This window comes from Microcoleus sp. S36a_B3 (genome assembly GCF_036700745.1).
Classification (GTDB): domain Bacteria; phylum Cyanobacteriota; class Cyanobacteriia; order Cyanobacteriales; family Microcoleaceae; genus Microcoleus.
Genome location: NZ_JAUBPN010000031.1, coordinates 1 through 23,854, shown reverse-complemented (window position 1 = coordinate 23,854; position 23,854 = coordinate 1). Strand labels below are relative to the sequence as shown.

Below are 23,854 nucleotides of genomic sequence, written 5' to 3'. Positions count from 1 at the left end.
ATGAGTACCTATTCTTTCTCTGATGATGCGATTCGAGATTTAAATGAAATTTGCGAATATATTGCTCGGAATAATTCCAGTGCTGCTAGTCAGCTTTTTGATAGAATTAGAGAGCGATGTAAAGTTGTGGCTGGTTTTCCTAATATGGGAAAAAATTATAGCAAGCTATCTCCTAGTTTACGAGGGTTTATTGTTGATGATTACATCATTTTTTATTATCCTAGGGAAGATGGAATTGATATTGCTCGTGTCGTGAGTGGATATCGGGACTTAGAATCGCTGTTTTCAGAGTTGGATGAGGATTAGGTATGGTGCGAGGGTTGGAAGAACGAATTGCTGAAAATGTCGTGAGGTTATTGGAGGGGAAAGTTTGATGAAAAAAACTATAAAAAATGGTTGGCGTAAAGTCAAACTCAAGGAAGTCTGCCGCGAAATTACTGTCGGTCATGTAGGGTCAATGGCGAAAGAATATGTTGATAAAGGCATTCCTTTTTTACGTTCTCAAAATATCTTACCATTTAGCCTCGAATTATCCTCGGTTAAGTACATCACACCTGAGTTTCACGGCAAGCTGAAGAAGTCAGCCCTGTTACCAGGAGACGTTGGAGTTGTAAGAACAGGTTATCCTGGCATCGCTTCTGTTATCCCTTCTAAGCTTTCTATATGTAACTGTGCAGACTTAGTTATTATCCGCCCCTCAGAAGAACTTAATGCAAAATATCTTACTTGCGTTTTTAATTCAACCTGGGGACAAGGGATAATAGCAGGAAATTTAGTCGGAGTAGCGCAGCAGCATTTCAATGTTAGTGCTGCAAAGGAGATGGAAGTCAATCTTCCATCTCGCCAGACTCAAGATAAAATTGCAGCGATTATTTACAACTATAACGACCTAATCGAGAATAACACACGGCGGATTGAGATATTGGAGGAGATGGCGCGATCGCTTTACCGCGAGTGGTTCGTCAAATTCCGCTTTCCCGGCCACGAACAGGTGCAGATGGTAGATTCAGAATTAGGGCTGATTCCTGAAGGCTGGGATGTGGTATGCTTAGGTAAGTTGGCATCATTCCAAACTGGTAAGCTAAATTCCAATGCGGCTAAACCAAATGGTGTTTATCCTTTTTTTACCTGCTCTCAAGAGATATTTAGGACTGATACATATTCTTTCGATACAGAGTGTGTTTTGTTGGCAGGTAATAATGCCAATGGCGTTTTCCATATTAAGTATTTTAAAGGAAAATTCGATGCGTATCAGAGAACCTATGTTATTCGTAGTCTGAATCAACACCAAGTTACAAACTATTACTTATACTTTGCTATCAAGGCGCAACTTGAACACTTGAAGAGTATATCGACTGGCTCTGCAACTAAGTTTCTTACTCTAACTATTCTAAATAATCTTAATATAATAGTCTCTCTTCCTGATATTCAATATAAATTTGCAAAATTCATCTCTGTTGTATTTTCAGAAATTGAATTATTACAAGCAAAAAACGACAACCTTCGCCAAACCCGCGACTTACTCCTTCCAAGACTCATCTCAGGCGAAATCGACGTAGAAAACCTCGACATCAAAACCGGAGAAATAGCCGCATGACTCAACCCCACCCCAACTCAGAAGCAGCCCTAGAACTCGAAACCGTCGCCCTCTTTGAAAAACTCGGCTACACCACCGCCAACTGCTACAGCGAATGGAATAGCGGCACCAGCAACCTAGGGCGAGAAACCAAAAGCGAAGTTGTCCTCATCTCCAAACTACAACCAGCCCTAGAAAAACTCAATCCTCACCTCCCAAAACCCGCAATTAACCTCGCCATCGAACAACTAATCCGCGACAGAAACGCCCTCACCCTCGCCAACGCCAACCGCGAAATTTACCACCTCCTCAAAGATAGAGTAACTGTCACCTACCGCAACGACGACGGCGAAGAAATCACCGAAAATGTCACCGTCATCGACTGGAAAAACCCCACCAACAACGACTTTTTCCTCGCTTCCCAATTCTGGATTGCCGGGGAAATGTACACCCGCCGCACCGATTTAATCGGCTTCATAAACGGCATTCCCCTGATATTTATCGAACTCAAAGCTTCTAGAGAACGAGTCGAACTCGCCTATAAAAATAACTTCTGCGACTACCGAAAAGAAATTCCCCAATTATTTTGGTACAACAGCATCGTTATCCTCTCCAACGGTAGCATCAGCAAAATCGGCAGCCTCACCGCCACCTGGGAGTATTTCTCAGACTGGAAAAAAATCAACAGCGAAGGCGAACAAGGCATCATCTCCCTCGAAACCATAATTCGCGGCACTTGCGACAAAACCAAACTCTTAGATATTGTCGAAAACTTCACCATATTTAGCGAAGAACAAGGCAATATAATCAAACTCGTAGCCAAAAATCATCAATATCTCGGCGTGAACAATTGCCTGGAAGCCGTACAAAACATCCGCGAAAATCAAGGCAAACTTGGCGTTTTCTGGCACACCCAAGGCAGCGGCAAAAGCTTCTCGATGCAGTTCTTTTCCCAGAAAATCCACCGCACAATTACCGGAAACTGGACATTTATAATTATCACCGATCGCGACGACTTAGACAACCAAATATATAAAAACTTTGCCAAAACCGGCGCAGTCACCGAACCCGAAAAAACAGTCCGGGCGAACAGCGGCGAACATCTCAAACAACTATTGACAGAAGACCACCGCTATGTATTCACATTAATTCAAAAATTCCGCACCCAAAAAGGCGAAACCTACCCCCAACTTTCCGATCGCCATAATATCATAGTCATCGCCGACGAAGCCCACCGTTCGCAATACGACAGCTACGCCGCCAACATGAGAACGGCATTACCAAACGCCGGATTTATCGGCTTCACCGGCACACCCTTACTCGTGGGAGAAGAAGCCACCAGGCGCGAATTTGGCGACTACATCAGCATCTACAACTTCCGCCAATCCATCGCAGACGGCGCAACAGTTCCCCTGTTCTACGAAAACCGCATCCCCCAACTAGAACTCACCAACAGCGAACTTAACGAACAGATAGCCGATGCGATAGAATCAGCAGATTTAGATGAGGCCCAAGAGAATAAACTCGATCGCGAATTTGCGCGGGAATTGCACCTAATAACGCGAGATGAACGCTTAGACGAAATCGCCAAAGATATAGTCGCCCACTTTTTAGGGCGCGGCTACCAAGGTAAAGCAATGGTTGTCTCCATCGATCGCTTTACTGCTGTTAAAATGTATAACAAAGTCCAGCACTATTGGCAACAGTATTTAACCGAATTACAAAACCAACTAATCGCAGCCAACGCCGAACACGAAAACCTAACCGCCCAGATTCAATACATCGCCGAAACCGACATGGCGGTAATCATTTCTTCTTCCCAAAATGAGGAAGAAATCTTTAACAAAAAAGGCTTAACTATCAAACCCCACCGCCAACGCCTCGCCAAGGAAAAACCAGGATTAGACGATAAATTCAAAGATGCGAATCACCCCCTGCGAATCGTCTTTGTCTGCGCGATGTGGATGACAGGATTTGACGCGCCCAGTTGTTCCACTATCTACCTCGACAAACCGATGCGGAACCACACCCTGATGCAAACCATCGCCAGGGCGAATCGCGTATTTGGGGAAAAGACAAACGGGCTGATTGTAGACTATATCGGCGTTTTCCGCGACTTGCAAAAAGCCCTAGCAATTTATGGTTCCGCATCCGGCGGTGATGTCTCCGAAGGCGACACGCCGGTACAATCGAAAGCCGCCCTAGTCGATGAATTGAGAAGTGCGATCGATCTTACCCTACAATTCTGCACCCAACGCGGCATCAATTTTAACAAAATCCAAGCCGCCACCGAAGCTTTCGCCCTTACCAAGCTGTGGAATGATGCTGTCGAACTTATCCTGATAAACGACGATTCCAAACAGCGATATCTAGCACTAACTCAGAACGTTAACAAACTCTACAAAGCGATTCTCCCAGACCCAGCATCTGGCGAGTTCAATCCTAGTTTGTACGCTTTTGCTGAAATTACCAAGCGCATCAAAAGTCTAACCCCACAGGTGGATATTGCCGAAGTCAAAGCCGCTGTTGAGGAAATTTTGGACAAATCCATCGGCACTTCAAATTATATCATCCCCGCATCAAATCAACCAATTGACCTCAGCCAAATTGACTTTGAATCCCTCAAATCCCAGTTTGCATCCGGTTACAAACACACCGAAACAGAGAAACTCAAAGGCATAATTAGCAGCCAACTAACCCAAATGCTGCGCCTCAACAAAAGCCGGATGAATTATCTCGATAAGTTTCAGCAAATGATTGATGAATACAACGCTGGTTCTGGTAATGTGGAAACATTGTTTGCCGAGTTAGTTGAGTTTGCCCAGGAACTAAATATTGAGGATAAACGTGCAATTGGCGAGAATTTATCAGAGGAAGAACTGGCGATTTTTGATTTGTTGACTAAACCAGATATCACCTTAACCGAGAAGGAAAAGCTGGAAGTTAAGAAGGTAGCCAAGGAACTTTTGTCAACCCTTAAACAAGAAAAATTAGTGTTAGATTGGCGCAGGCGACAGCAAACCAAGGCAGCGGTTAAAGTGGCGATCGAGGAAATGTTAGATAAACTGCCCGAAAGCTACTCAACCGCAGCGTACCAGCGCAAATGTCAAGAAATTTACCAGCACGTTTACGAGTCTTATGCTGAGGCCGGACGCAGCATTTACACCGCAGCAGCTTAAACCTGAATAGTCAGCAACCCACAGCTTGTATCAAAATTTCATCAAAACTTTACCAATTTTTATTAGCTTTACTGTAATTTATGATACCAACCGCCCAATTGCCGCCGATCGCCACAAATGCGGAATTTTTAATATTTAATTTCCCGAGCTCCCTTTTCCTACCTCTCCCTCTCTCCCCCTCGCCCCGTCTCCCTCTTTCCCTCTCCCCCTCCCCTCTTTCACCCTAAAATTTGCAATTTTTGAGTCACGAATCATGGCACGATCGCAGCGTGTTTTGATACCATGCAATAAGCGTCCAAGACAATCAGGGAATGCACTGGAGGTGCGTAAATGGAGCTTTTGGGAGAACAAAAACGGTGTTTGGATTGCTTAGTCACGTCGATCGAGCAATTGGGAGGTCGAGCAGACATTCCCAAGCTCGAACAGATAGCTGAGTTAATCATTCAAACCATGAGAGGGCCTTGGCGCTACTTTCACACGTCGGAACACATTTTTGAGGTCGGGGGGTCAGTCGATCCGATCGAGGTGCTGGCTGCGCTATTTCACGACCTCGTGTACGTGCAAGTCGATCAGGGCGTAAGTTTCAATATTAGCAGCGCCCTTTGTCCTTTTGTCAAAGAAGTGCGATCGCAGTTAATTATTAAAGATGAAACCGAACTGCCCGACGATACCATGTATCAGCTTGTGGCCAGTGTCTTTGGGTTCCTTCCCGGTAAGGCTCTCTCGCCCTTTGGCGGCCAAAACGAATTTTTGAGCGCCGTGATTGCTGCCAAATCTTTAGAGCCTTTTTTGCCAGCTAGTACCATCGCCGAAATCTCCGCCTGCATCGAAGCTACTATTCCTTTTCGTCCGGTTTCGCCCTTGGGCTTCAGCGCGATCGAACTTTTGCATCAGCGGTTAGTAATTGTAAATCGCGATTTTGATTTCGGATGGACTGATGCCGAAACTGTAGAAATTGTCAAGCGTTCTGTGAGGCTATCAAATCGGGATGTAGAGAATTTTGCCTCTCCAAATTCCTCTGATTTCTTAGACAATACCTGGAACTTAATGCCGGAAACCAACCACGAATTGAGCAATGTCAATTCCTATACCGTGGGCGGATACCGCAAATCTCTACAAAAAATGGAAGGATTTTTAAACTTTCTCAAACCCGAACTCGTTTTCCAGCAGTTCATGCAAGAGCCGGACGATGAAACCTACACTTACATGATTTCCCAAACACGAAAAAATATCGCCGCTGCCAAACTTTATCTAGGAATCAAACTAATTACCATCGCCATCTTAGAAGCTCTTTCCTACCGTTTGGGCCGCGACATTCCCCTTTCAACAATGATGGGAGAACTTCGCGCACCCGGATTTAAAACATCGGTTCTAGAGGATTATTTGCCCAACCGACAAATCGCCTACCCCTTAGAAAGTCAGTTAGAAAAAGAGGTTTTAGATTTGTTAGCAATAGGACGCAATCAAGAATCTCCCTATGATATTAAAAACTCCCCCGTAGCTACCTTTATTATCAAATCTATCGGCTTTGCTGAAACTGAAAACTTCCTAAAGAAAGCTCAAGATTTTTTTGCAGAGCGTATTACCTCGGAAGAGTTTCTGTCTTACTGCGCTCCTGATGTCATCGACACCATCTCTTCGGGAGTTATGAAACTCTTTGACAGCAGGAAGATGGCTTTAGGGAAAGTTAAGTTAGCTCACCAAGCTGTTTCTTAGGGTATAGATCAGACGGCGGCTTCAACCAAATTTTATCAAAGGAAGACGGCGGTTGAAACCGCCCGGTCTTCTCACCGCTGATTTTTTTTAATCCGTTCTTTCAATGATGATAGTCAAGTGAGCGACTAATGCACCGATCGCACCTACTGCTGCAATCACAGGAAACAAAGCCGCACCGATTACTCCGCCGACTACTCCCACAGTCAGAGGGACTTCTACTAATATCCGTTCTTCTTCATTTTTGATAATGATGCGGCGGATATTGCCTTCGTGAAGCAGTTCTTTAACCTTAGCAACCAAATCGTTGCCGTTAATCTTCAACTCTTCGACGGTAACTTTCTGCTGAGCATAAGCAGGTGTTTCTAAAGGAGTCGTTTCAAAGTTAACCTCAGCCACTTTTTGGGCCGAAACTGTTTTAGATACAGGTGTTGATTCGAGTTCTCTTGTCCCCACCGGTTCTTGTATGCGATCTGTAGGTGTTTCCATTTTTTGCTCTCCTTTTAGCTAAAAAATTTTTTGTATATGAAGTATCTCGTAAAGATAACACGCAACTTTTTGTCTGTGAATCATTCTTTTGGTTGATATTGCTGCGGCTGGCTCTATTTTTTCTCTTCATCTTTGAGGGCGAAATCCCAAAATTTGTCCTCCGGTGGCTCGATTCTCCCAAGAGGAAAAAGCAACAAGCAACAAACTCTCCCCCGTTTCCCCTTTGCTTGTGCCAATACGCTAACTGTCTGCAGATTGCCGGCCGGCGCGCCCCTACATTAAAACACTTCTAACCCAGACAGCCAAAGGATTGTAGAGATATTCACGCACTCAGAGTTAGAGAGTCAGCGGATGTACAGGTTGAAATAGTGACATTGTACTGAAAGTGCGATCGGCCCACCGTTTATATACTTAACACATCTCGTTTGGCAAACCGCACATGGAAACCCTCGCTTACTTTCCTCAAATGTCCTTTCTCTCTAGCAAGCGGGCGATACCAAACAAAACCCAGCCCCCAGACATTCATCCCATGAATATCTTAGAGTTTCTCATGAGAATTGCCTAAAATCAAGGGAAAAAAGAAGTAATTATGACCGCCAAATTATCCCAAAAAACTCAAATTCCTCAAAGAGAAGTTGAACTTGAGGAAAAGTTAGGTAAAATACAATTAATTGCTTCTGCTTCCCCTTTATTGGCCTTGTCCGATTTGACAGCTACAGAATTTGAATATCAAGTTGGCGGAAGTTTGCCGCCGAATGCTCCTACTTACGTCACCAGAGCGGCAGATCGCGAACTTTACGACGCATTAAAAGCCGGCGAATTTTGACGTGCTCACCGGGCGGCCAATGGGAAAATCGAGTTTGCGGGTGCAAACAGCACGCCGCTTGCAAGCCGAAAACACCGCCTGCTCACTTGTTGACATCACGGGAATTGGCACTGCCGAAATAACTCCCCTCCAGTGCTATGCGGGCTTTACAGCCACTCTCGCCAACAGCTTTAAAGTAAAAATGAATGTCAGGAATTGGTGGCGCGAGCGAGAACATTTGCCGCCAGTCCTCCGATTAAATGAATTTATCGAACAAGTATTGCTTCCTGCGAGCGATCGTCCGATCGTCATTTTTATCGACGAAATTGACAGCATTCTCTCCCTCAACTTCTCCCTCAACTTCTCCAGCTAGAGCTTTAATCGCAAAGGTGCGTCGGTGAAGCTTTGGAGTCTTGAGTCTGCTAAAGTAGAATCTGTGGAACTTGACAAATTGGTCGCAGTCGGCTGTGGCTGGCTGGAAGACTACCTGCGATACAATCCCGGTGGTGAGAGCGATCGGCATTTGTGCCAAACTAAATGACTGTTGATATTTCTTGGCAATTCTCCGCAACGGGTTTTACTTGAATTGTCACGGCGGGCGATCGGCTCCCGATTTATCGCTTCTCTTGTCTGATTGTCATATAATTTTCAGTAAGGGGTAATAGGCAATTTTCGGGCTCAGGTCGCGGATGTCTATCAATCTGAACTACCTTTAACTATATGAAAAATTAAAGGTAGTTATAACTGCTATATTCTGGTTAGTCGAATCTTGGATAGATGAAATTTACTAAATATAGCAATCCTTGCAGGATTTGTAGGACTACTCGTTACCAGTTCGAGCGAAAGTAACGCTTCTGGAGCGAGGAAAAGCCTACCCAATTGCGTCCCGAGGCAATGCAGCGAGTGACATCAGTTCCCTGGCTCTTCCTGGGAAACAGTTATTTAAATTGATTTAGAATTGCTACAGTCAGGTTTCAAAGGGGTGTCTGCTGTTAAATTAATCTAACCTGCAATATCGTTTCGGGTGAAATTAGCGCGATTTAAGCAAAAAAAAATCTTGCTGAATTAACTATATGCGATCGAGCCGAGTAGAGTTGATTGCCCAACTATAAAAAGAGTATAAAATGCAGTGCAAATAGTACGCAATACTCCAGCAGCCAACCACAACTGCCAATTACCAAAGGAGGGAGCAGTGTATGAAACTGACGGGTTGAGTCCCCTTAAATCGCCGCTTGGTTTGCGATCGACTCTACAAGAATTAACCCTGTACGATTTTTTTCTAGAGTCTGACTGTGTGGGTGACGAAGTTTCTCAAATTTTTCAAGCAAACCCTTTACTTCCCGGCATTATCATCACTCAGCAAGGAAAGTTTATAGGGATGATTTCGCGCCGGCGTTTTTTTGAACATATGAGCCGCCCCTACAGTTTGGAGTTATTTTCTCAACAGCCTTTGTTGATACTCTACCGCTTTACTAAAACTGATATGTTGGTTCTCGATCGCGAAACCTCAATTATGACGGCAGTGCGGCAGTCTTTGGAGCGATCGCCACAACTAATCCACGAACCCATTGTAGTGCAGGTAGAGCCGGAAAATTACAAACTTTTAGACGTGCACGAATTGCTGCTTTCTCAGTTGCAAATTCACGAGTTAGCAACCGTAGCGATGCGCGAATCCCAAGCACAATTGAGGCATCAAGCCCAACAGCTCGAACTTGCTCTGCTGGAACTTCAGCGCACTCAAACTCAACTAATTCAAACAGAAAAAATGTCTTCTTTGGGGCAGTTGGTAGCAGGAGTAGCTCACGAAATCAACAATCCTATCGGCTTTATCTACAGCAATGTACACCATGCGAAAGAGTATACTGAATGTTTGATACGGATGCTTTATCTCTACCAGCAGCACAGTTCCGAATCTATCCCAGCCATTGAAGCGGAATCAGCAAAAATCGAACTCGATTATTTGCTGGAAGATTTGCCGAAAGTATTAAATTCCATGCAGCAAGGTGCAGAAAGAGTGCGCGATATCGTTTTGTCGCTGCGGAATTTTTGCCGGTTAGACGAGGCCGAAATGAAGCTGGTCAACATTCACGACGGTATCAACAACACGATTATGCTTTTGCAAAGCCAGCTTAAAGGCAAACCGGGCCAGGAGGCGATCGCCATTCATAAAGAATACAGCGATTTGCCGCTGGTGCAGTGCTATCCCGGACAGCTAAATCAGGTATTTATGAATATTTTAGTTAATGCTATTTACGCTATAGTTGAGTGTAACAAACACGCAAATTTTGACAAAAACAGCCATCACTCTTCGCAAGTATGCGAGCAAACTCATTACAAAACAAACACTACATCCTCAATTAATAACTCTACTTACCTAACTCCTACTATTCGGATATGCACGGAATTAACCGAGGGGAAAAAAGTAATAATTAGAATTTTTGACAACGGCCAGGGAATGACAGAAGCTGTGCGAAAACGGTTGTTTGACCCTTTCTTTACTACAAAGCCGGTCGGTAAAGGAACTGGTTTGGGACTATCCATTAGCTATGAAGTTGTTGTCAACCAACACGGCGGCGAATTGAAGTGCGTTTCGGAACCGGGAAAAGGAACCGAATTTGCGATCGAGATTCCGCTTCAACAGTCTTCGCCAGCACAGATTTTGCCTCGCTTTGCTTGATACATAAGAAGTCATTAGTCATTAGTTGTTAGTTGTTAGTTGTTAGTTGTTATTGGTTGTTAGTTGGTAGGGGCGGTGGATGGTGCGTGCCCGCCCTCTTAGTTGTTATTTGTTAATTGTTAGTTATTGGTTGTTAGTTGGTAGGGGCGGTGGATGGTGCGTGCCCGCCCTCATTTGTTAGTTGTTAGTTGTTGTGTTAGTTGTTAGTTGTTAGTGCTGTCCCCCCCCGATCTTTCCGTCCAACTTCATCAGGAACAAGGAAGAAGGAAGAAGCAATAAAAGTTAGGGATTCGGCAGTTTAAACCGCTTCTTGTCAAACTTTCGTTTCTCTTGCTTGAGACTAAAAAATCAAGCCCGCCGCCTACTGCGAATTTTTGCAAACCCACTTCCACAAAATATGACTCGGCCCCTGTTGGCGGATGCGGCGCACTTGTTTTTCTAAACCCTGTTTTTCCTGCAGGGGCAATCCTCGCAACGCATTGCGAGTTTGCCAAGTTATCACTGCTAAAGTCATTCCTAAGCACAAACCGAGGCCGAGAGTCGGCCCGCGGTGAAAGTATAAACCGTAGTACACCGCAGCCCAAGTGAAGTGTTCTAACCACAAACCGATTTCGCGACGCAAACTCCAAATGCTGAAAGAACCGACGCTAATCCATAGCAATATCACAGTTAACCAGCGGCCGTAAACTGTTAGTTTGTGAAGCCTTTGGACTTCTCTTTGAAAAATTGGGTCGCTTTCATTAGTCATAGCAGAAGGAAGAAGGAAAAAGGAAGAAGGAAGACCGAAGTTGCAATCGACTGCATGGGGAAAGTGCAATAAGAACTTCCTAACCGTCTTTGCACGGTTGCTATAACAGCAGTCAGCAGCCCGATCGCTAATGACTGATGACCAACAATCGTTAAACTTCTTCTGATGGGTTGATTCCTTCTGCGGGGAGGGGGATGGAGTTGCCCGTGCGACTGCGCCACCAAGCTAGCAGCGTGCTGGCAATGAAAATACTGGAATACGCACCGGCAATAAAACCGATAATCAATGCTAAAGCAAAGTATTTAAGCGTTTCGCCACCAAACAAAAAGATTGAAAACAAGGTCAGCAGGGTTGTCAGGGTGGTGTTGATTGACCTTCCCAGGGTTTGCATGACGGCATCATCGACAATTTGATCGATCGACAGTCCGGGATTTAGCTTAATTACTTCCCGCACGCGATCGTAAATTACCACTGTATCGTTAACAGAAAAACCGATAATTGTCAAGAGCGCGACCACAAATAAACTGTCTACTTCTACCCCTAGAACTAAACCCAAAAACGAGAAAACACCAACAGTAATTAACACGTCGTGAAACAGAGCAACGAAGGCAAAAAAGGCATAATCTAACTGAAATCGGAATGTCAGATAAAGAGTAATGCCTGCAAAGGAAAGCAACAAAGCCAGCAAACCAGAAGTAAACAACTGTTTGCCGAGGGTAGGCCCAACCGTATCTATTTGAATAGATTGAGGAGCAAAAGCGCCTAGTTTTTCGCTCAAAGCTTTTTGCAACTCAGTCCGCTTTTCGACATCCAAAGTTTTTGTCCGCAGCGACAAACCGCGCTGTTCTTTGCCGATAACTTGAATGCTGCTACCAGCTAAACCTTGGGTATCGAGGACTTGGCGGACAGCAGCAAGATCGATGGGTTTACAATTTTCCGGTTTCGTGCAGTCGAGTTCAAATTGCAGGCGAGTGCCGCCGATAAAGTCTAAACTGGGGCGCAGCGGTGCGCGGATGTCGGGACGAGTCCAAGAAATCGCCATCGATACTATACCTGCAAGGATGATCGCGGCGGAAATACTCCACCAGAGCGATCGATATTTGATTACACTGAATTTCATAATTTGAAGGAAGAGGAAAGTTCGGCAACGGATTCTGTAACGGATGTAACGGATGTAACGGATGGATGGAAGAAGGAAGAAGGAAGAAGGAAGAAGGAAGAGGGAAGAGGGAAGAGGGAAGAAGTTAACTGTCAACTGCCAACTGTCAACTGCTAATAGTTAACTGCCAACTGCCAACCGTTAACAGTTAACCGTTAACAGTTAACTGTCAACTGTCAACCGTTAACAGTTAACTATTAGCAGTTTTAGACAAACCGGGACAGAACCACTGAGGTTTTCGCAGCGCCGGAAAGCCCAACACTACCAAAAGTAGAGTGCGGCTGCAAGTAATAGCAGTAAACATACTCACTACCACGCCCAATGCCAGAGTTACAGCAAACCCTTTAACTAAACCAGCGCCCAACCAGAACAAAGCAGCACAAGCAATAACTGTGGTGACGTTGCCGTCTAAAATGCTGGAAAAAGCTCGGTAAAAACCCGATTCGACCGATCGATAAAGCGTCTTCCCCGCCCGCAACTCTTCCCTAGTGCGCTCAAAAATCAGCACGTTAGCATCTACCGCCATCCCGATGCTGAGTACAAAACCAGCAATTCCCGGCAGCGTTAATGTCACTCCCAACAGTACAAAAGCAGCCCAAGTTAGCAAAGCATAAATTAACAGAGCAATATTGGCAATTACACCGGGGAGTCGGTAGTAACCTATCATGAACATCAAAACTAAAATTAAGCCTCCGATCCCTGCATTAATACTGCTTTGAATGCTGTCTCGTCCTAAGCTTGCACCGACGGTACGGTTCTCAATAATTTCGACAGGTACCGGCAAAGCACCGCCCCGCAATTGCACTGCCAAATCGTTAGCTTCTTGGGTGGTAAAGTTGCCTTGAATTACGGCACTGCCGCCAGTAATTCCTGTCTGGGCAAATTCAACGCCTACTACAGGAGAACTGATCATTCTTTCGTCTAGAAAAATCCCCAGAGTCCGTCCGGTGCCGGCTAAATTTTTAGTTAGTTCGCCAAACAATTCGCCTCCTTTTGTATCGAAACGGAGAGCGACGTTCCAGTTTTGCCCAGACTGCAAGGGTTGAGGTTGAGCGTCTTTGAGGTTTTCGCCGCCTAGTCCGCTGCTTTTGTAGAGTTTGGCGATCGCCTCATTGCTCCTTTTCAAAGCAGCCTGATTTTCTTGAATTGCGGCTTCATTTTTGCTCATTTTCAATTCTGTTTGTTTGACCAGCAATTCCTGCTGCAACTGCCTTTCAATAGCTAATTGCGCTTCTGTTCCCGGCAGTTGTTCCCGAAAGTCTAGCTTGGCGGTGCCGCCCAAAACTCGTTCTGCTTGCTGCGGGTCATTTACTCCGGGCAACTGCACGAGAATTTGGTTTTCTCCTACTGTTTGTACCACTGATTCGGAAACGCCCAAACCGTTGACGCGGTTTTCGACGATCCGCCGCACTGCTTCTAACATTCCCGGCTCAATTTTGGGAATTGTGGGGGTAGTTTTTACCTGAATCGTCAGTTGCGACCCTCCTTGCAAGTCTAATCCCAGCCGCGTCGGTATTGTTACTATTACAGTAATGGCTGCCACGATCAAAACAAAAATTAGGGCTAATATTGAACGCTGTTTTTGCATATTTAATTATTGGTTATTGGTTATTGGTTATTAGTTATTGGCTATTGGTTGTTGGTTATTGGTTATTAGTTCGTCCCGAGCTTTTTTTCGGTCTTCAAATAACAAATAACAAATAACCAACAACAAATTACAAATTACCAATAACTATTTATACTCGCAAAGCTACCATTTTTTGGACGGCTTCGACAATTTGGTTGGGCTGGACAATTGTCAGTCTTTCCAAATTACCGTTGTAAGGTGTGGGAATATCTTGCGAAGACAGGCGCAAAACTGGTGCGTCGAGTTCGTCAAAAAATCGATCGCTAATCGAAGCAATTAGTTCGGCACCGATGCCTCCGGTTTTCATACATTCCTCCACAATAATTACTTTGTGGGTTTTGCGAATGGATTCGCCAATTGTCTCCATATCCAGGGGTTTGAGAGAAATTAGGTCGATTACTTCGGGATCGTAACCTTCTTTTAGCAGTGCGGGCAGGGCTTGCAGGACGTGGTGCCGCATTCTGGAATATGTCAAGATGGTGACATCTTTGCCCGATCGCACAATTTCCGCTTTGTCTAACGGCACTAAATATTCTGTTTCTGGCAAATTTTCCTTGAGGTTGTACAGCAGGACGTGCTCGAAGAACAGAACGGGGTTATCGTCGCGGATGGCTGATTTTAAGAGTCCTTTGGCGTTGTAGGGAGTCGAACAAGCGACTATTTTCAAACCCGGTACTGCTTGGAAATAGGCTTCGAGACGCTGGGAGTGTTCCGCGCCGAGTTGTCGGCCCACGCCGCCGGGGCCGCGAATCACCATCGGCATTTTGAAGTTGCCGCCGGAGGTGTAGCGCAGCATTCCGGCGTTGTTGGATATTTGGTTGAACGCCAGCAGCAAAAAGCCCATGTTCATGCCTTCGATGACCGGCCGCAATCCGGTCATTGCTGCGCCGACTGCCATGCCTGTAAAGCTATTTTCGGCGATCGGGGTGTCGAGCACTCGGAGTTCGCCGTATTTCTCGTAGAGGTCTTTGGTGACTTTATAGGAACCGCCGTATTGGCCTACGTCTTCGCCGAGTACGAATACGGCTGAGTCGCGGGCCATTTCTTCGTCTAACGCCTCGCGGAGGGCGTTGAACAGTAAGGTTTCTGCCATAGGAGGTGAAGCAATGATTGCAGGAGGTCAGATTAGAATCTTAACCTTTTGGGGTGCGGATGAGGATGCGATCGTACAGTTTGCACTTGGATAGTATAAAATCTCTCATCTATCATCTTTCGCTCTTTTTGTCAAATCTTTTGAAAAATATTCCATTGTTCAATAGTAATTTGTGTTTCTATAATATGAATTAGTTTTGAGGAAAGCCACAATGTTACATTACAACTTACCGAGGAACTTGCCCTCACCCGACGAACTGTTAGATTCTGATGAAACGCCTGTGGATAATGAACTGCAAGAACTAATACCGGGGTTGTTAAAAGCAATCTTGTTGATACTCTGGTCGGAACGAATGGACTAGTTTTTTGGAATTGATATGGGTATTTACTATCACCCAGAAACACCGCCCATCGTCCCTGATGCCTTCTTAAGTTTAGGAGTAGAAAGGTTTTACGACGAAGAATTGCGTCCCAGTTACGTGCTCTGGGATGAAAATGTCCTGCCGCTGTTTGTACTGGAAGTTGTTTCTCCAAATTATCGCAAGGAATACAGCACCAAATTGGAGGACTATCAAGCTTTAGGTGTACTTTATTACATTATTTATTCTTCCCGCCGCCGCCGTAAACCTCATTTGGAAGTACACAAGTTAGTCAATGGCAAATATGAATTACAGTCAGAAAGTCCAGTTTGGATGCCAGAAATTGGTTTGGTAATTGGTTGTGAAAGGGGAAATTATTCTGGGGTGACAAGAGAGTGGTTGTATTGGTATGACAGCGATGGCAAACGCTATCTGACACCAGAAGAACAGGTGAAACAGGAATCGCAACGCGCCCAACAATTAGCTCAACGTGTCGAACAATTAGCTCAACAATTGCAGGCTTTGGGAGTAGAACCAGAAAATATAAACTAATTACAGTCAGTAATTCGATCGCTCGTTATGCTGTTTCAAGTACGGGCGATCGATACAGTACAGTAAGGAAGAACAAAGAACGAAGAAGGCAAGAACAAATACACAGCAAGCTTTTTAGCAGCAATCTATGTTTTATGCTAAATTCAGTGGATTTACCTAAGCATTTATATTTCAGCAAAATGTTTTTGTAACAAATCGTGGATAAATCGATAGCGCCGATCGCCAGTTTTTTGCAGCAGCAGGCGATCGCCCGCAGCATCCAAAAAACGCTGGTAATCCCAAGGAATATGACCGCTAGACCACAGTACAAGGTGCAAAATAAAACTTTCAATCCCCGGAATTCCCGGCAAGAAAACACTAATTACCGCCACAACAGCACCCGCAATCAACCCCCAAATCGACCCGGAGACTAGGGTAAAAATTAATCCCAAAATCACCCAAATCAGCCCGCCAAGCAACTTAACTCCAAACTGATACTTGCGCCGTTCCTCGCCTGTTTGCAGCCAGCCAGACGGTATGCGATCGAGGTAAAATTCTTGAAGTCCTTGCTGTTCCATCCTTCTGGCCAACCATCCCAGCCAGTGGCGAATTTGTTCGGGCCGCAGTTCCTTGTTTCTCGGATACTGCTTGACTTCCCGGCTAATTTGGTGGCGAATATAGGCAGTTAACAGATATTTGCGCTGTTCTTCTGCTGAAGTTATGCGCTTCCAAGCTTCGATTAAAATATCGTCGTAAGCCAAAGCCATCATGCTCAATAATAAGGGAACTTTTGCCAGTTTCAACAATTCTGGTTCCTTCTCGATGCTGTACCAAAGTTCGCGGCTTCTGGCTGCTTGCAGATAATTTTGAATTTGAATTTCTGTCAGAGGTTTTAGCAAAACTGCTGCTTGGAGTTTAAATCGAGTTTGGCAGTTTTTGTAAACTTCAAAACTGCTGCAAGCTACTAAATGTTTTGGTTTAATTTCGCTTTCAAGAAACTGATTGATTGCTTGAATGCACAAGTTTTGGCGATGGGTTTCTACTTCGTCTAAACCGTCGAGGAGAGGTAACAATTTTTGTTCGGCGAGCCATTTTTTGCCCGCAGCGGGAGAGATGCCATATTTGTACTGAAGTTGAGCAATTAACCAATCGGCGATCGCCCCGGATTCGGCTTTCCACGATCCGAGTTCAAACAACACTGGTAGAGGCAAACTAGCATCTTTTTGGGCGCGGGAAACTAACACCAGAGCCAATTCTAGCAGGGTCGTGGTTTTGCCGGAACCCGTCGCTCCCAAAATGACCAATTTGCCACCGCTGCGATCGAACACTTTAGAAATGCTAGCTTTGGGAGGAAGGCGAAAACTCGGACGGTTGCCGGCTTTCACTTCCACATCCCAACAGCGGCTAGCACCCAGAGGCTGCGAGTCTGGGCTGAAGTTAGCCAGCACAGCAGCGTGCAAAGACTGCGCGATCGCGGCGACAACTTCCTGCTTCACCTCCTCCAACAATCGATCGCGGGGCGGTTGTAATCTCAGAGGAATCAATCTTGACATTTTATACACCTCGTGCTGAACACTTACCTTGCCAGATTTGCGCGCAAATGACAAGCAAGATTACCATCAGTAAAGGCATCCAGTATATATTGACGGAAATTATTGCGGCAATTATCCATCTGAAATTTTAGATAAAAATCCTGACCCAGCGGCTCGCACTAGGTATTTCCACTATAAATAAACTGGCGATCGCCCCAACTCCGAAACAAAAATTATTAGTATAAATACAGAGAGGTCAATTATGTCATTTACCAACAGTCAAATCATCACAGTCAGCTTAGCAGGACTTGCAACAGCGGTGGGAGTCGCTGCTGCAACTATACAGTCTGGCGCGATGAAACAATCCCCTCCTCCCGTTGCAGAATCGCCAGCAGCAACCGGAAACCCCATTGCAGCGCTGTCGGCGAACAACCCCCAATCTCTGCAACCAGAACCCCTGCAAGCCGAAACCCAGGTTGCAGAATCTCCCCCATATCCATCTCAACCAGCCCAAAGCCCCGCACTTCAACCACCGCAAATCGTCGCAGTTTCTCCGCAAAAAGTTCGCCCAGTAGTTGTCACACCTCCCAATTCCGGGTGTAAAATTACTCAGGCTGTAGTCAGCGATCCGAATCCACCGCTAAATGTACGATCGCGCCCACAAGTAAGGGGCAGCAACATAGTAGGAAAACTCAAAAATAATACCTTTGTTTCAGTCGCCGAAGAACAAAACGGTTGGCTGCGAATTACCGAACCGCCCGGTTGGATTGCCAAAAATCGCACCGAAAGCAGTTGTGTGAATGTGAACCAGCAAATTAATTTTCTGCCTGGGGGAAATGAAGCCATTGTTAAAGGTCGAATTATTGGCGGTGGCAGTCACTCTTACCAGATTCGAGCCGCCAAGAATCAAACAATGACTGTTAAGAATCGGAGAGGTGTTTTTCCACTAATTCTGACTTCTAATGGCAAAAATTTGACGGGAGATAATTATACAGGCAATGAAACAGAGTGGACTGGAAAAATCCCTGCTACTGGCAATTACACATTTGAACTAAACTCAAATTTCCGGGGATATGAATACGAATTTTATGTGCGAGTCCGATAAAGTTCGCCGTTTATAGTCCTTGATGTACGGGTGGCGAGAAACCGGGTTTTTTGCGAAGTATTTTCGCAGTAAACCACAGATTCACTAAAAAACCCGGTTTCTTTGGTCTTGATGCTTAGCTAATCAAGGAATTGTTCCAAGCGAGATATCAAGAATTGCAAATTTCTGCCAATCTTCCGAATCAAAGTGCCACCATTCTGTTGTAATACCGATAAATCCGTGTTTTTTCATCGCATCCTTAAGCACTTGACGATTTTTCCGAGATTGGGCGCTGCCGCCTTGATAATCTCCGTGAGCTTTTTCGGTAAAATCATCGTAAGGTGTGGGCATTTCTAATTCTTTGCCAGTGCGATCGACTAAAGTTAAATCTACAGCCGCACCGCGATTGTGCCGCGAACCCCTAGCAGGATTAGCAACATAGCGCGGATCGGGCATAACTTTCCACATTTGCTCAGTCACAGAAAAAGGCCTGTAGCAATCGTAAACTTTCAAACCCAATCCAATTTTTTCTAAATCTGTTTGAACTAGAGCTAATTTTTGAGCGACAGAACTTCTCAAAGCGCATTTGGCTTGAGAGTAAAGCTTTCGTTTCAAGAAATTGTTCGCCGTGGCGTAGCGGATATCGAGGCGAATGTTGGGATTTACTTTGCGGATGTCAACAAGGCGCGCCCAACTGGGAAGTTGACTCATGAAAATGCTTTCAGGCGCTACTGGGCTTGCTTCTGATTGGGGAGATTGCACTTCTGGCGGCTCCTGGGCGCGGACAAATATTGTATAATTGAGTGCGGTTGTAGATAGTAATGTTATAGCGAATACAATTAAATATTTGGTAAATCGGTTTAATTTCATAACTCGGTTCAGTGCATATTTAATAGAGTTTTTAAATTTCATATCTTGGGGAATTTTCACACTTTTCGTGCTGTTTTCCTGCCCGCCATACCGACAGGGGTTGAAACCCCCGGCGGAATCTTCGACTGTCAGACTATCCGACAAGCGCGAGAACGATCGCTCTCTTGTAGTTGTTAATTTTCCTCAAATTCCCAAGCGCTGATACACTAAATCTAAATGCCTCAATTGATACTGCGGATCGAAGCAATCATCAATTTCTTTGCTCGTCATTTTAGCAGTAACGCGATCGTCCTTAGCAATCAAATTGTAGAAATCGCCCCCTGGCTTGTTCCAGGCTTCGTGAGCGCAAGATTGGACAATTGTGTATGCGTCTTCGCGACTCGTGCCTTTTTCTACTAAGGCTAACATCACGCGCTGGCTGAAGATTACTCCGCCGTAAAGGTTCATGTTTCGCTTCATGTTTTCGGGATAGACTAGCAGGTGTTTTACTAAGTCTGTGGCTTCTACTAACATGAAGTGAGTTACTGTAGAACTGTCGGGTAAAATCATCCGTTCTACGGAACTGTGAGAGATGTCTCTTTCGTGCCAAAGCGCCACGTTTTCTAAGGCTGCGACGGCGTTGGCGCGGACAATTCTTGCCATTCCTGTCAGTCTTTCGGAGCGAATTGGGTTGCGTTTGTGGGGCATGGCGGATGAGCCTTTTTGCCCTTTGGAAAAGAATTCTTCGACTTCGAGCACGTCGGTGCGTTGGAGGTTGCGGATTTCTACTGCAAAACGCTCGATCGATGCTGCTAACAGTGCTAAGGTTTGGACGTATTCGGCGTGTCGATCGCGCGAAATGACTTGAGTCGATGCACAATCGGGTTCGAGTCCGAGGTTTTGACAGGCTATGGCTTCAATTCGCGGATCGATATTAGCATAGGTGCCGACTGCGCCGGAGATTTTGCCGACTGCAATGGACGATCGCAAATTCACTAATCGGGCGCGGTTGCGAAACACTTCCGCCAGCCATCCTGCTAGTTTAAAGCCAAAGGTGATGGGTTCGGCGTGAATTCCGTGCGATCGGCCAACCATCACAGTATTGCGGTGTTGTTGGGCCTGATAGCGAATAGCTTGGCTCAAATCTTCGACACGTTCTAACAAAATATCGACACTAGCGACTAATTGCAGCGCCAAAGCAGTATCGAGCACATCGGAACTGGTTAAACCGAGGTGAATGTAGCGGCCGGCATCGCCCACATATTCGTTGACATTTGTCAAGAAGGCGATCATGTCGTGGCGGACTTCGGCTTCAATTTCGAGGACTCGTTTCGGGTCAAAATTAGCCTTAGCTTTGATTTCTTCGACTGCGGCGGCGGGGATGTAGCCGAGTTCGGCTTGAGCTTCGCAGACAGCGATTTCTACTTGCAGCCAGCTTTTGAGTTTGGCGGTTTCAGTCCAGATGTTGCCCATTTCGGGCAAGGTGTAGCGCTCTATCACGGTTGGGAATTGGGGAATGCGATCCCACCATTGTACATCTGTGTGGCACTGGGGATAGGTCTGGTTGGCGGGGGCGAACTTCCCCGAAATGTGACACATCGTCCGTAGACGGATAGTCCGCAGAGACTGAAAATTGGCAAATGAGTCGATCGAAACGGAAAATTCTGCGTGCTTTAGGTGATCTCGTCAGGCAACGCAGAACAGTGTTAGGAATTTCGCAAGAGGAGCTCGGAATGCGCGCTAACTTAGACCGCACTTATATATCTGGAGTAGAACGCGGAGTCAGAAATCCGTCCATAACTGCAATTGTAAGTCTGGCTAGCGGCTTAGGCACAACAGTTTCCAATCTTCTCGAAAAACTAGAAATAGAAGCCGAAAATATAGAGTGAGCAATCAAGATTTAGCAACCACAATTAAAGCTCAATTAAAACAAGACTCAACGCAATTAAAAGTCTTGAATCTCCTTTCAGACCAACAATGGCACTGTCGGGAGTGCGAAGGAAAACAGATAGCATCAGGTCAATATGCTGGTGGCGGAGGGATTCAGGGATTGCAGCGCGGAACCAGGAAGCGCCCCGGTCTGGTTATTGAAAGAGAAAAGAGGTACTGTCAAACTTGTCAGGGAATGCGCTTGGGCGATCGCTGGACAGGAGAGATAAAATCAGCAAATTCTGCTGCTAACATACCCGATACTCTAGTAAAAAGAATACTCGAAGTTTCTGGTTATACAGATGTAATCGAACAGAGGAAACGAGCAGCCCATGAATTAGTAATTGACCATAGATTCCCGATGGAACGCTGGGGAGAAAATGAGCCGCCACACCTGACATCTATGAGCGAATCTCAAATAAATAAAAAATTTCAGTTGCTCAAGAAGGATGCTTCAGGCAATCACAATCTTCTAAAATCTCGAAGTTGCGAACGCTGCATCAAAACAGGAAAAAGGGGCGAACCTTTCGGTATCAGCTTTTGGTATGAAGGAGGGGAAGACTGGCCTTCCATACATCAGCGCGGTGCAGAAGCTGAGGAAGGCTGCGTGGGATGTGGCTGGTATGATTTTGAAACTTGGAGAAAAGTTCTCAATCAAAAACTAGCTGAATCTGCTTCCGATGGTTAAGAGTAATTTTGCTAGACTTGTTCAAAGCAATATCAGTCAAGTATGGAATAAGTGCAAAACCGATACACTCTGCTAAGCGCGGCGGCACGGCATTTCCAATTTGCCACATTGCCTTTTTCATCGAACCTTCAAAAATAAATGAATCCGGGAAAGTTTGCAATCTAGCCATTTCACGGGCTGAAATAACGCGATTCAGATAAGGATGAATATGAGTGCCGCCGTGATTTTCTTTCACAGTCATGCTCGGTTTTCCTGGATACTGTCGCTTGAAAGCATCTGCATAGCTTGCATACAAAGAACCTCCAGGCGGAACTTTAGCAAGTCTTTCCATATACTCAGCAGAATGACGAGTCCACTCGTGATTAATTTCTGGTATGCGAGTATACTCTGGCAAATCATCAATTGCTGACTCAATTGCTTTGTATTTTTCAGACAACAATTGCGGCTTTGGATAGGGATTTGGCATCCCAAATCTGTTAGCAATAAAAATAGCTCGTGGCCGGATTTGCGGGACTCCATAGGCGGCTGATTCCAGAACAGCAACGGACATATGGGGATAGCCAATTTCCTCAAAAGCCTCGCAAATGGCTTGCTTAACAGCTCCTTTTTGTATAGTCAATATTCCGGGTACGTTTTCCATGACCACATACCAAGGACGTATTTCAGAGACAACGCGGACAAACTCTCTAAATAAGCGATTTCGAGGGTCGTTGGGGTCGCGTTTCCCGGCTACTGAGAAGCCTTGACATGGCGGGCCACCTGCAACAACATGAACTTCTGGCGAACCAATTTCAGCGAGCAACTGTTGGGGATTTAAGTTTTTTATATCGTCGCACAAGTGATGGCAATCGGGAAAGTTTTTTGTATGAGTTGCCGAGGCGATGGGATTAATTTCAACACTTGCTACTGGTCGGAAACCTGCTTGCAATAAACCTTGGGTCATGCCGCCCGCACCGCAGAAAATATCGACAAATGTATAGTCTGATTTGGGCAGCGACTGAGATTCAATATCAATGAATATCTTGTACGGGTCGCAGTCATTGGCTTCTAGTTCGCGTTGGATGCGTTCGTAACGCCCTAATTTTGCTTTTTTCTGCTTTTTGGCAGGAATTAATTCTGACTCTTTTGAGAACAAAGACAGTTGTATTGCTTCCATTTTCTAGTTTTTTACTGAATTCTATCTGATGTTGCTTGTTTTGGATCGAGTGTATGGCTTTATTGTGGTTGTTAGTCAAGGGGTGCGATCCAACCATTGTACATCTGCGAGGGGATGCAAGACAATGATGCTAAACTATATTTAGATAAATTAGTCAACAAAACAATTGATGTGCTTAGGCAAATCGAAGCAGAGGAGACAGAACCATGAAATATACAGTTGTTATCCAATGGTCAGAAGGCGATCGGTGCTTTGTCGTGTTTTTGCCTGAATTTGAGGATGTAATGCAGCCGGTAACTCACGGAGATTCTTATGAAGAAGCTATCTACAATGCACGAGAGGTACTAGAGTTACTAATTGAAAGCTGTCAAGCTGAAGGTAAACCCTTGCCAGCAACTAAGAAGCTAGAACGATTATTTCAGGTGGCATGAATTTGTTTAAACTGAGATCTTGCACCATTCTCAATTAGCCATACTGCCAACCACTAACAGTGATGTCAAAACCTTGCTGACGAGCTAAACTCTGGGTGCGATCGATATTAATTAACAGCCCCAAAACTACTAGAGATGCCAACAAAGTTTCTTTCGCCAGTAGCGCCGCCTCTCCCCAATATGGCAAGGTAGTTTTTCCCGATGCTAGATATGCCCAGAAGGCGAGAAAG

General features: G+C 45.2%; 25 protein-coding genes and 1 pseudogene. 16 read left to right on the top strand and 10 right to left on the bottom strand.

What is annotated here, in order from left to right:
• The 4 genes from QUA01_RS23540 (at nt 1) to QUA01_RS23525 (ending at nt 6,471) form a co-directional block, all read left to right on the top strand.
• Nucleotides 1–306 (top strand): type II toxin-antitoxin system RelE/ParE family toxin, encoded by a 306-nt coding sequence (locus QUA01_RS23540; protein WP_333093281.1) that lies wholly within the window; start codon nt 1–3, stop codon nt 304–306.
• 67 nt (nt 307–373) lie between these two features.
• Nucleotides 374–1,597 (top strand): restriction endonuclease subunit S, encoded by a 1,224-nt coding sequence (locus QUA01_RS23535; RefSeq protein ID WP_333093280.1) that lies wholly within the window; start codon nt 374–376, stop codon nt 1,595–1,597.
• Nucleotides 1,594–4,755, top strand: coding sequence for a type I restriction endonuclease subunit R (locus QUA01_RS23530; RefSeq protein ID WP_333093279.1), 3,162 nt, complete (start codon nt 1,594–1,596; stop codon nt 4,753–4,755). The genes QUA01_RS23535 and QUA01_RS23530 overlap by 4 nt, the downstream gene beginning before the upstream one ends.
• A gap of 330 nt (nt 4,756–5,085) precedes the next feature.
• Nucleotides 5,086–6,471: a hypothetical protein gene (locus QUA01_RS23525; protein ID WP_333093278.1), complete on the top strand. Its 1,386-nt coding sequence runs from the start codon at nt 5,086–5,088 to the stop codon at nt 6,469–6,471.
• Nucleotides 6,472–6,558: 87 nt separating this feature from the next.
• Here the strand turns inward: QUA01_RS23525 and QUA01_RS23520 are convergent, their stop codons facing one another.
• The gene (locus QUA01_RS23520; RefSeq protein WP_333093277.1) at nt 6,559–6,957 is read right to left on the bottom strand and encodes a DUF4342 domain-containing protein; all 399 of its coding nucleotides are present in this window, start codon (nt 6,955–6,957) and stop codon (nt 6,559–6,561) included.
• Nucleotides 6,958–7,396: 439 nt separating this feature from the next.
• Here QUA01_RS23520 and QUA01_RS23515 point away from each other — a divergent pair, with 439 nt between their 5' ends.
• The 5 genes from QUA01_RS23515 (at nt 7,397) to QUA01_RS23495 (ending at nt 10,439) form a co-directional block, all read left to right on the top strand.
• A complete protein-coding gene (locus QUA01_RS23515; RefSeq protein WP_333093276.1) occupies nt 7,397–7,522 on the top strand; it encodes a hypothetical protein in 126 nt (41 codons plus the stop codon).
• 24 nt (nt 7,523–7,546) lie between these two features.
• Nucleotides 7,547–7,783, top strand: a complete 237-nt coding sequence (locus tag QUA01_RS23510; protein ID WP_333093275.1) for a hypothetical protein — start codon at nt 7,547–7,549, stop codon at nt 7,781–7,783.
• Nucleotides 7,784–7,823: 40 nt separating this feature from the next.
• Entirely contained in the window at nt 7,824–8,135 is a 312-nt protein-coding gene (locus tag QUA01_RS23505; protein ID WP_333093274.1) for a hypothetical protein, read from the top strand.
• Between the two features lie 24 nt (nt 8,136–8,159).
• On the top strand, nt 8,160–8,303 hold the full coding sequence (locus tag QUA01_RS23500) for a hypothetical protein (protein ID WP_333093273.1): 144 nt from the start codon (nt 8,160–8,162) through the stop codon (nt 8,301–8,303).
• Nucleotides 8,304–8,891: 588 nt separating this feature from the next.
• Nucleotides 8,892–10,439 carry a sensor histidine kinase gene (locus QUA01_RS23495; protein ID WP_333093272.1) on the top strand — a complete coding sequence of 516 codons (1,548 nt, stop codon included), beginning with the start codon at nt 8,892–8,894 and terminating at the stop codon, nt 10,437–10,439.
• 361 nt (nt 10,440–10,800) lie between these two features.
• On the opposite strand, the gene QUA01_RS23490 is transcribed toward QUA01_RS23495, so the two are convergent.
• Nucleotides 10,801–11,187, bottom strand: coding sequence for a hypothetical protein (locus QUA01_RS23490; RefSeq protein WP_333093271.1), 387 nt, complete (start codon nt 11,185–11,187; stop codon nt 10,801–10,803).
• Between the two features lie 151 nt (nt 11,188–11,338).
• Nucleotides 11,339–12,307: a protein translocase subunit SecF gene (gene secF, locus QUA01_RS23485; protein WP_333093270.1), complete on the bottom strand. Its 969-nt coding sequence runs from the start codon at nt 12,305–12,307 to the stop codon at nt 11,339–11,341.
• 3 nt (nt 12,308–12,310) lie between these two features.
• On the opposite strand from secF, the gene QUA01_RS23480 reads away from it, so the two are divergent.
• Complete coding sequence (locus QUA01_RS23480) at nt 12,311–12,463, top strand: hypothetical protein (RefSeq protein ID WP_333093269.1); 153 nt, start codon at nt 12,311–12,313, stop codon at nt 12,461–12,463.
• Between the two features lie 73 nt (nt 12,464–12,536).
• Here QUA01_RS23480 and secD read toward each other — a convergent pair whose 3' ends face one another.
• Entirely contained in the window at nt 12,537–13,934 is a 1,398-nt protein-coding gene (gene secD, locus QUA01_RS23475; protein WP_333093268.1) for a protein translocase subunit SecD, read from the bottom strand.
• Nucleotides 13,935–14,082: 148 nt separating this feature from the next.
• Complete coding sequence (locus QUA01_RS23470) at nt 14,083–15,066, bottom strand: alpha-ketoacid dehydrogenase subunit beta (protein ID WP_333093267.1); 984 nt, start codon at nt 15,064–15,066, stop codon at nt 14,083–14,085.
• 211 nt (nt 15,067–15,277) lie between these two features.
• On the opposite strand from QUA01_RS23470, the gene QUA01_RS23465 reads away from it, so the two are divergent.
• Together QUA01_RS23465 and QUA01_RS23460 are read left to right on the top strand one after the other, a co-directional pair.
• Nucleotides 15,278–15,427, top strand: a complete 150-nt coding sequence (locus QUA01_RS23465; protein WP_333093266.1) for a hypothetical protein — start codon at nt 15,278–15,280, stop codon at nt 15,425–15,427.
• A 15-nt stretch (nt 15,428–15,442) separates the two neighbouring features.
• On the top strand, nt 15,443–15,976 hold the full coding sequence (locus QUA01_RS23460; RefSeq protein WP_333093265.1) for a Uma2 family endonuclease: 534 nt from the start codon (nt 15,443–15,445) through the stop codon (nt 15,974–15,976).
• 164 nt (nt 15,977–16,140) lie between these two features.
• Here QUA01_RS23460 and QUA01_RS23455 read toward each other — a convergent pair whose 3' ends face one another.
• Complete coding sequence (locus QUA01_RS23455; RefSeq protein WP_333093264.1) at nt 16,141–17,508, bottom strand: NACHT domain-containing protein; 1,368 nt, start codon at nt 17,506–17,508, stop codon at nt 16,141–16,143.
• Nucleotides 17,509–17,749: 241 nt separating this feature from the next.
• Here QUA01_RS23455 and QUA01_RS23450 point away from each other — a divergent pair, with 241 nt between their 5' ends.
• Nucleotides 17,750–18,592, top strand: a complete 843-nt coding sequence (locus QUA01_RS23450; protein ID WP_333093263.1) for an SH3 domain-containing protein — start codon at nt 17,750–17,752, stop codon at nt 18,590–18,592.
• A 123-nt stretch (nt 18,593–18,715) separates the two neighbouring features.
• Here the strand turns inward: QUA01_RS23450 and QUA01_RS23445 are convergent, their stop codons facing one another.
• Together QUA01_RS23445 and purB are read right to left on the bottom strand one after the other, a co-directional pair.
• Nucleotides 18,716–19,441, bottom strand: a complete 726-nt coding sequence (locus QUA01_RS23445; protein ID WP_333093262.1) for a M15 family metallopeptidase — start codon at nt 19,439–19,441, stop codon at nt 18,716–18,718.
• A 183-nt stretch (nt 19,442–19,624) separates the two neighbouring features.
• Nucleotides 19,625–20,920 carry an adenylosuccinate lyase gene (purB, locus tag QUA01_RS23440; RefSeq protein WP_333093288.1) on the bottom strand — a complete coding sequence of 432 codons (1,296 nt, stop codon included), beginning with the start codon at nt 20,918–20,920 and terminating at the stop codon, nt 19,625–19,627.
• A 140-nt stretch (nt 20,921–21,060) separates the two neighbouring features.
• Here purB and QUA01_RS23435 point away from each other — a divergent pair, with 140 nt between their 5' ends.
• Nucleotides 21,061–21,309, top strand: coding sequence for a helix-turn-helix domain-containing protein (locus tag QUA01_RS23435; RefSeq protein WP_333093261.1), 249 nt, complete (start codon nt 21,061–21,063; stop codon nt 21,307–21,309).
• A complete protein-coding gene (locus QUA01_RS23430; RefSeq protein WP_333093260.1) occupies nt 21,306–22,037 on the top strand; it encodes a restriction endonuclease in 732 nt (243 codons plus the stop codon). Before QUA01_RS23435 ends, QUA01_RS23430 begins: the two co-directional genes overlap by 4 nt.
• Here the strand turns inward: QUA01_RS23430 and QUA01_RS23425 are convergent.
• Nucleotides 22,000–23,193, bottom strand: coding sequence for a DNA cytosine methyltransferase (locus QUA01_RS23425; RefSeq protein WP_333093259.1), 1,194 nt, complete (start codon nt 23,191–23,193; stop codon nt 22,000–22,002). The genes QUA01_RS23430 and QUA01_RS23425 overlap by 38 nt on opposite strands.
• A 206-nt stretch (nt 23,194–23,399) precedes the next feature.
• Between QUA01_RS23425 and QUA01_RS23420 the strand changes: the two genes are divergently transcribed.
• Nucleotides 23,400–23,624 carry a type II toxin-antitoxin system HicB family antitoxin gene (locus QUA01_RS23420; protein ID WP_333093257.1) on the top strand — a complete coding sequence of 75 codons (225 nt, stop codon included), beginning with the start codon at nt 23,400–23,402 and terminating at the stop codon, nt 23,622–23,624.
• Nucleotides 23,625–23,658: 34 nt separating this feature from the next.
• On the opposite strand, the pseudogene QUA01_RS23415 reads toward QUA01_RS23420, so the two are convergent.
• Nucleotides 23,659–23,854 (bottom strand): annotated as a pseudogene (locus tag QUA01_RS23415) (IS701 family transposase); the annotation flags it as partial.